The sequence below is a fragment of the Microcystis sp. M49636_WE2 genome, from assembly GCF_030065375.1.
GTDB classification, from domain to species: Bacteria; Cyanobacteriota; Cyanobacteriia; order Cyanobacteriales; family Microcystaceae; genus Microcystis; species Microcystis aeruginosa_C.
In genome coordinates, this window is sequence record NZ_JASJFG010000640.1 from 1 (window position 1) to 5708 (window position 5708).

Sequence of the window (5708 nt, forward strand, 5' to 3'; positions counted from 1 at the left end):
ACTCCTTTCTGGCAATCAGTTAACAAAGAAGCTATTATGCTATGAGTAAAAATTCCCCTCACGATCAACTAATTAGGTATCGTTTAAATCGTGCAGAGGAAGCTTATCAAGATGCTTGTTCTCTTGCTGATGGTGCAAGATGGAATAGTTGTATCAATCGTCTATACTATAGTTGCTTTTATGCTGTTACGGCTTTACTTGCTTATGATAATCTCTCATCTCCAAAACATACAGGTGTCCGTAGTCTCTTCAACAAAAACTACATCCGTAGTGAAATTATTTCAAAAGACTTTGGTGCAGTTTATAACGAATTGTTTGAATACCGTCTCGAAGCAGATTATACAGACTTTGCAGATTTTGATGAATTACAAGTTCTTCCTTTTATTGCAAAAGTGAGAGATTTTTTAAATATAATTTCAGACCTGCTTCCTGCTGATTAAATGACAAAAGTATTGTATGACAATACATTAAGTAAAGAGCATCTCAATACACAAATGATTCGTAATAATTTACAAATGATGCGACAGTCACATCCATCGTCTTAACTGTGATTGATGGGATTATGGGATGGACTATAATTGATCATTGATGAAGACTTGCTGAATACAACACAATCATAGTATTCATTCAATCATTCAAATAACAGTTTAGACTTATTATGGGATTACCGTAGGTGCTTCTCATCGATGCCTCTTAGATTACCAGATTTTGTCCCCCCCGAACGGTGACAATTTATCAGCGTTTTCTCCTTGTTTGTCGCCGGTGATGCCATTGACTGAGGAGACGATAACTAACAAAATAAGTGATAATGCTCGCCAACAGACCTGTAATCAAACTGCCAAAAAATAGCGTTAATAAAAATTCACCGCTCAAACTTGCCCAATTTTCCGCCCAACTTTGGTTAGAGGCAAAAATACGACTATCGATCGCTTGATTTCCTTGACCTAAAAACAATTCTCCCAATTTATAATTAAACAAAAACAGGGGAATATAGGTAAAAGGATTACTCACCCAAGTGGCTGCCGCTGCCGCAATTTTATTGCCCCGCACACAGAAAGCTAAAAAAATCGCAATAATGATCTGTAATCCCATCCAAGGAAAAGCCCCAGAAAACACCCCCACCGCTAACCCGCGAGCGATTTCGATCGGATGTCCCTGCAATCGCACCAAGCGAATCCACCAGTAGCGACAGGAGCGCGTCAGACGATTAATTAGGTTATTCCCTTTATTTTTCGCTTTTAATGACCGTGAGCGCATATTTTCGGGCATAAATGCTGACAAAATTGATCCTGACTTCAATTTTAGCAAGGAGTGATTCAGAGATGTTGAACACAGGGGATACGATCGCCGCTATCGCTACGGCGATCGTTCCAGAACAGGGTAGTATCGGTATTGTCCGTTTATCCGGTAGCGAGGCAGTGGCGATCGCTCGTAGGCTGTTCCATACCCGCAATCGTCAACCCTGGGAAAGTCATCGTCTTCTCTACGGTTATATCCGACATCCCCACAGTCAGGCAATTATCGATGAAGCTTTGCTGTTGCTCATGTTAGCGCCTCGCTCTTTCACCCGCGAGGATGTGGTGGAATTTCACTGTCATGGCGGCATTATGCCCGTACAACAGGTGTTACAGTTATGTCTAGAAAATGGGGCGCGTTTGGCACAAGCGGGGGAATTTAGCCTGCGTGCCTTTCTTAACGGCAGAATTGACCTAACTCAAGCCGAAAGCGTCGTCGATCTCGTTGGGGCGCGTTCTCCCCAAGCGGCACAATTTGCCCTCGCTGGGTTGCAGGGGAAACTCGCGCAACCGATTCGGCATTTGCGTGCCACCTGTCTCGATATTTTGGCCGAAATTGAGGCCCGTATTGACTTTGAAGAGGATTTACCGCCCTTGGATCACGAGGCGGTTCTCCATAGCATAGAACAGGTTTTTTGTCAAGTAAATTTAATTTTAGCCACCGCCGAGCGCGGGGAATTGCTGCGTAGTGGTCTGAAAGTGGCGATCGTGGGACGGCCGAATGTGGGTAAATCCAGTTTGTTAAATGCTTGGAGTCGGAGCGATCGAGCGATTGTCACCGATTTACCCGGCACTACCCGCGATATCGTCGAATCTCAGCTAGTTGTGGCAGGAATCCCCGTACAAGTCCTCGATACGGCTGGAATTCGCTCGGCCAGCGATCGAGTCGAACAAATTGGGGTGGAACGTTCCCGCCAAACGGCCCGGTCTGCTGATTTAGTTCTCTTAACCGTCTCCGCAGAGTCAGGATGGACCGAGGAAGACGAGGAAATTTATCGCTCTGTCAGCGATCGCCGATTAATTTTAGTGATTAATAAAATTGATTTAGCTCATCCCGAAACGGTAATTTATCCAGCAGAAATTGAGCGAGTTGTCAAGCTTTCCGCCGCCCAAAATCAGGGTATTGAAGAGTTAGAAAAAACTATTATTAATGCTGTCCAAAATCAAGAAATACAGGCGGCTAATTTGGATTTAGCCATTAATCAACGACAGGCGGCCGCTTTAACTAGGGCGAAAATTGCTTTGCAACAGGTCAAAAACACAATTGACGAAAATTTGCCTTTTGATTTTTGGTCGATCGATCTGCGTACTGCCATTCAATCCTTAGGAGAAATTACCGGCGAAGAAGTGACTGAATCGGTACTTGATCGCATTTTTAGCCGTTTTTGTATTGGTAAATAAGCAATGAGGAAATCTGGTCAACTGTGTTGGGTTAACTGTAGTCTTGTTGAGGATTGTATAACTCAGATATTACTGGAAAAAAAGACTTTCCAAGCGGCCGTAATAATGGCACTTCCCAAAAGGATAATCAATGTCCAGACCTGATTTTTTTGGGTTCCTTCCACTGATTTTAGCCGATTGTCGATGCCTTCAATTTTCCCGTCTAAAACTTTAATATCCCCTTTGATATCTGCTTGTCCTATCTCAAGTTTTGTTAAGCGATTATCTAATCGATCAAACCGTTCATCAATCTTATCGAATTTCTGGCTAACTTCCTTGATACTGTCTTTAATTTCTTTAAGGACGACATCCAGGGAATAAGTAACAGTTTCGTTAGACATTGGGTCAACTCCTATACTGCATCTGGTTGGATATAATTTTATCTCAAGTCTAGGCTTTAAGAAAATTTTCTTTCAGGAGCGGTTAACTGTAGTCTTGTTGAGAATTAGAGAACTCAGATATTACTGGAAAAAAAGACTTTCCAGGCAGCCGTAATAATGGCACTTCCCAAAAGGATAATCAATGTCCAGACCTGATTTTTTTGGGTTCCTTCCACTGATTTTAGCCGATTGTCGATGCCTTCGATTTTCCCGTCTAAAACTTTAATATCCCCTTTGAGATCGGCTATTCCTATTTCTACTTTGGTCAAGCGCTCATCAATCTTATCGAATTTTTGACTAACTTCCTTGATACTGTCTTTAATTTCTTTAAGGACAGCTTCTAGGGAATAAGTAACAGTTTCGTTAGACATTTCGTAAACTCCTATACTGCATCTGGTTGGATATAATTTTATCTCAAGTCTAGGCTTTAAGAAAATTTTCTTTCAGGAGCGGTTAACTGTAGTCTTGTTGAGAATTAGAGAACTCAGATATTACTGGAAAAAAATACTTTCCAAGCAGCCGTAATAATGGCACTTCCCAAAAGGATAATCAATGTCCAGACCTGATTTTTTTGGGTTCCCTCTACCGATATTAGCCGATTGTCGATGCCTTCGATTTTCTCGTCTAATACTTTAATATCCCCTTTGAGATCGGTTAATCCTATTTCTAGTTTGGTTAACCGATCTTCTACCTTGTCAAATCTTTCGTTAACCCGCTTCTCAAGCGAGTCGATCTTTCCCTCAATCCTTGTGAGGACAGCTTCTAGGGAATAAGTAACAGTTTCGTTAGACATTTGGTAAACTCCTATACTGCATCCGGTTGGATATAATTTTATCTTAAGTCTAGGCTTTAAGAAAATTTTCTTTCAGGAGCGGTTAACTGTAGTCTTGTTGAGAATTAGAAAGATCAGATATTACTGGAAAAAAATACTTTCCATCCGGCCGTAAAAATGGCACTCCCCAAAAGGATAATTAATGTCCAGACCTGATTTTTTTGGGTTCCTTCCACTGATTTTAGCCGATTGTCGATGCCTTCGATTTTCTCGTCTAACACTTTAATATCCCCTTTGAGATCGGTTAATCCTATTTCTACTTTTGTCAAGCGCTCATCAATCTTATCGATCTTTCCCTCAATCCTTGTGAGGACAGCTTCTAGGGAATAAGTAACAGTTTCGTTAGACATTGGCTAAACTCCTGTACTGCATCTGGTTGGATATAATAATTTTATCTTAGTCTAGGCTTTTTGGCATTCCTTACCCTATAGTTAACTTCACTTCTGTCCAACCACTGAGATAGTGTTAGGTGAAAACTTCGCTACTTTCTTGTCACTGATTACCCGTTACTGTTCATTCTCTAGGAAAAAACCCTAACTGCCAATTTTTTCGGGAACTTCCTAACATCCCATTCATCTTAAAGCCTAGATTCCGCCTGGAAAAAGGAGGAAATCCAGAGGAGTTTCCGGCTTTTTTCCTAGCCCTCTCGGTTTTCTTTTGGTATAAATTGGGTTATGCGTGCAAAGGAGTGAGCGAGTGACGTTTAGCATCGAACCAAAAATTATCAATCCGCCCAAAAACCGTCATGATTATCAATTGTCGGAAGTAATTCGCTATCGTGCTTGGGTAGAGATTGATCGATCTGCCCTACAACAAAACGTGCGAAAAGTCAAAGCCCTGTTAGCCCCAAAAACGGAATTAATGGCGGTAATTAAAGCCGATGCTTACGGACACGGGGCAGTTAAGGTGGCTAACAGCGTTTTAGAAGCTGGGGCGCAATCTTTAGCCATCGCGACTATCGGGGAAGGTATCGAACTACGCGAAGCGGGAATCGTTGCCCCAATTATGATTTTAGGGGCAGTCAATACCCTGGAAGAAGTGGCAGCCTTAGCCCATTGGCAATTGCAACCCACCCTGGTGCAAATCGAACAGGTACAAATTTTTGCCACCGTGATGAGACGCTTAGAACAGCGGCTGCCGGTTCATATCAAACTAGATACGGGGATGTCTCGCTTAGGTACACAATGGCAAAACGGCACAAAATTCGTCGAACAGGTTTTAGAGGCTCCTAACCTGAAAATTGCCAGTATATACTCCCATTTTGCCACGGCTGACGATCCCAATCCCGAGATCATGCAGTTACAACGGCAAAGATTCCAACAAGCGATCGCTGAGTTAAGATCAAAAGGTTATCATCCCCCCTGTCTGCATTTAGCCAACTCTGCCGCTACCCTAAGCGATCGATCTCTGCACTACGATCGAGTTAGAGTGGGATTAGCTCTCTACGGTCTTTATCCCGCCGATCATCTCACCGATAAAGTCCCTTTGCAACCCGTCCTGCAAGTAAAAGCGCGCATTGCCCAAGTCAAAACCATTGCCGCCGGTTCGGGAGTGAGTTATGGTCATCAGTACATAGCCGCAAAAGATACTCGTATTGCTGTGGTCGGTATCGGTTACGCCGATGGAATTCCCCGCAATCTCTCCAATCGTTTAAAAGTATCCCTGAGAGGACGTTTAGTACCCCAAATCGGCGCGATAACCATGGATCAGTTAATGATTGACGTGAGCGAGATTCCAGAGGTAAAAACAGGGGAAATCGTC

General features: G+C 42.7%; 8 protein-coding genes. 3 read left to right on the top strand and 5 right to left on the bottom strand.

Features of this window, described 5'->3' with window-relative positions; genetic code table 11:
• The first annotated feature begins 41 nt into the window (after positions 1-41).
• Positions 42-440 carry a HEPN domain-containing protein gene (locus PX484_RS14855; protein WP_288104466.1) on the top strand — a complete coding sequence of 133 codons (399 nt, stop codon included), beginning with the start codon at positions 42-44 and terminating at the stop codon, positions 438-440.
• A 295-nt stretch (positions 441-735) separates the two neighbouring features.
• Here the strand turns inward: PX484_RS14855 and PX484_RS14860 are convergent, their stop codons facing one another.
• On the bottom strand, positions 736-1269 hold the full coding sequence (locus PX484_RS14860) for a DUF2062 domain-containing protein (RefSeq protein ID WP_002803625.1): 534 nt from the start codon (positions 1267-1269) through the stop codon (positions 736-738).
• A gap of 53 nt (positions 1270-1322) precedes the next feature.
• On the opposite strand from PX484_RS14860, the gene mnmE reads away from it, so the two are divergent.
• Positions 1323-2696, top strand: coding sequence for a tRNA uridine-5-carboxymethylaminomethyl(34) synthesis GTPase MnmE (gene mnmE / locus PX484_RS14865; RefSeq protein ID WP_287767191.1), 1374 nt, complete (start codon positions 1323-1325; stop codon positions 2694-2696).
• A gap of 62 nt (positions 2697-2758) precedes the next feature.
• On the opposite strand, the gene PX484_RS14870 is transcribed toward mnmE, so the two are convergent.
• From PX484_RS14870 to PX484_RS14885, 4 genes are all read right to left on the bottom strand, one after another.
• Positions 2759-3076 carry a polyhydroxyalkanoate biosynthesis repressor PhaR gene (locus tag PX484_RS14870; RefSeq protein ID WP_104396203.1) on the bottom strand — a complete coding sequence of 106 codons (318 nt, stop codon included), beginning with the start codon at positions 3074-3076 and terminating at the stop codon, positions 2759-2761.
• A gap of 113 nt (positions 3077-3189) precedes the next feature.
• Positions 3190-3486 (bottom strand): polyhydroxyalkanoate biosynthesis repressor PhaR, encoded by a 297-nt coding sequence (locus tag PX484_RS14875; RefSeq protein ID WP_288104471.1) that lies wholly within the window; start codon positions 3484-3486, stop codon positions 3190-3192.
• Positions 3487-3599: 113 nt separating this feature from the next.
• Positions 3600-3908: a DUF4164 family protein gene (locus PX484_RS14880; protein WP_287658944.1), complete on the bottom strand. Its 309-nt coding sequence runs from the start codon at positions 3906-3908 to the stop codon at positions 3600-3602.
• Positions 3909-4021: 113 nt separating this feature from the next.
• A complete protein-coding gene (locus tag PX484_RS14885; RefSeq protein ID WP_002760168.1) occupies positions 4022-4297 on the bottom strand; it encodes a hypothetical protein in 276 nt (91 codons plus the stop codon).
• Between the two features lie 346 nt (positions 4298-4643).
• Between PX484_RS14885 and alr the strand changes: the two genes are divergently transcribed.
• Positions 4644-5708, top strand: a 1065-nt coding sequence (gene alr / locus PX484_RS14890; protein WP_288104473.1) for an alanine racemase, incomplete at its 3' end; no start/stop codon positions are given.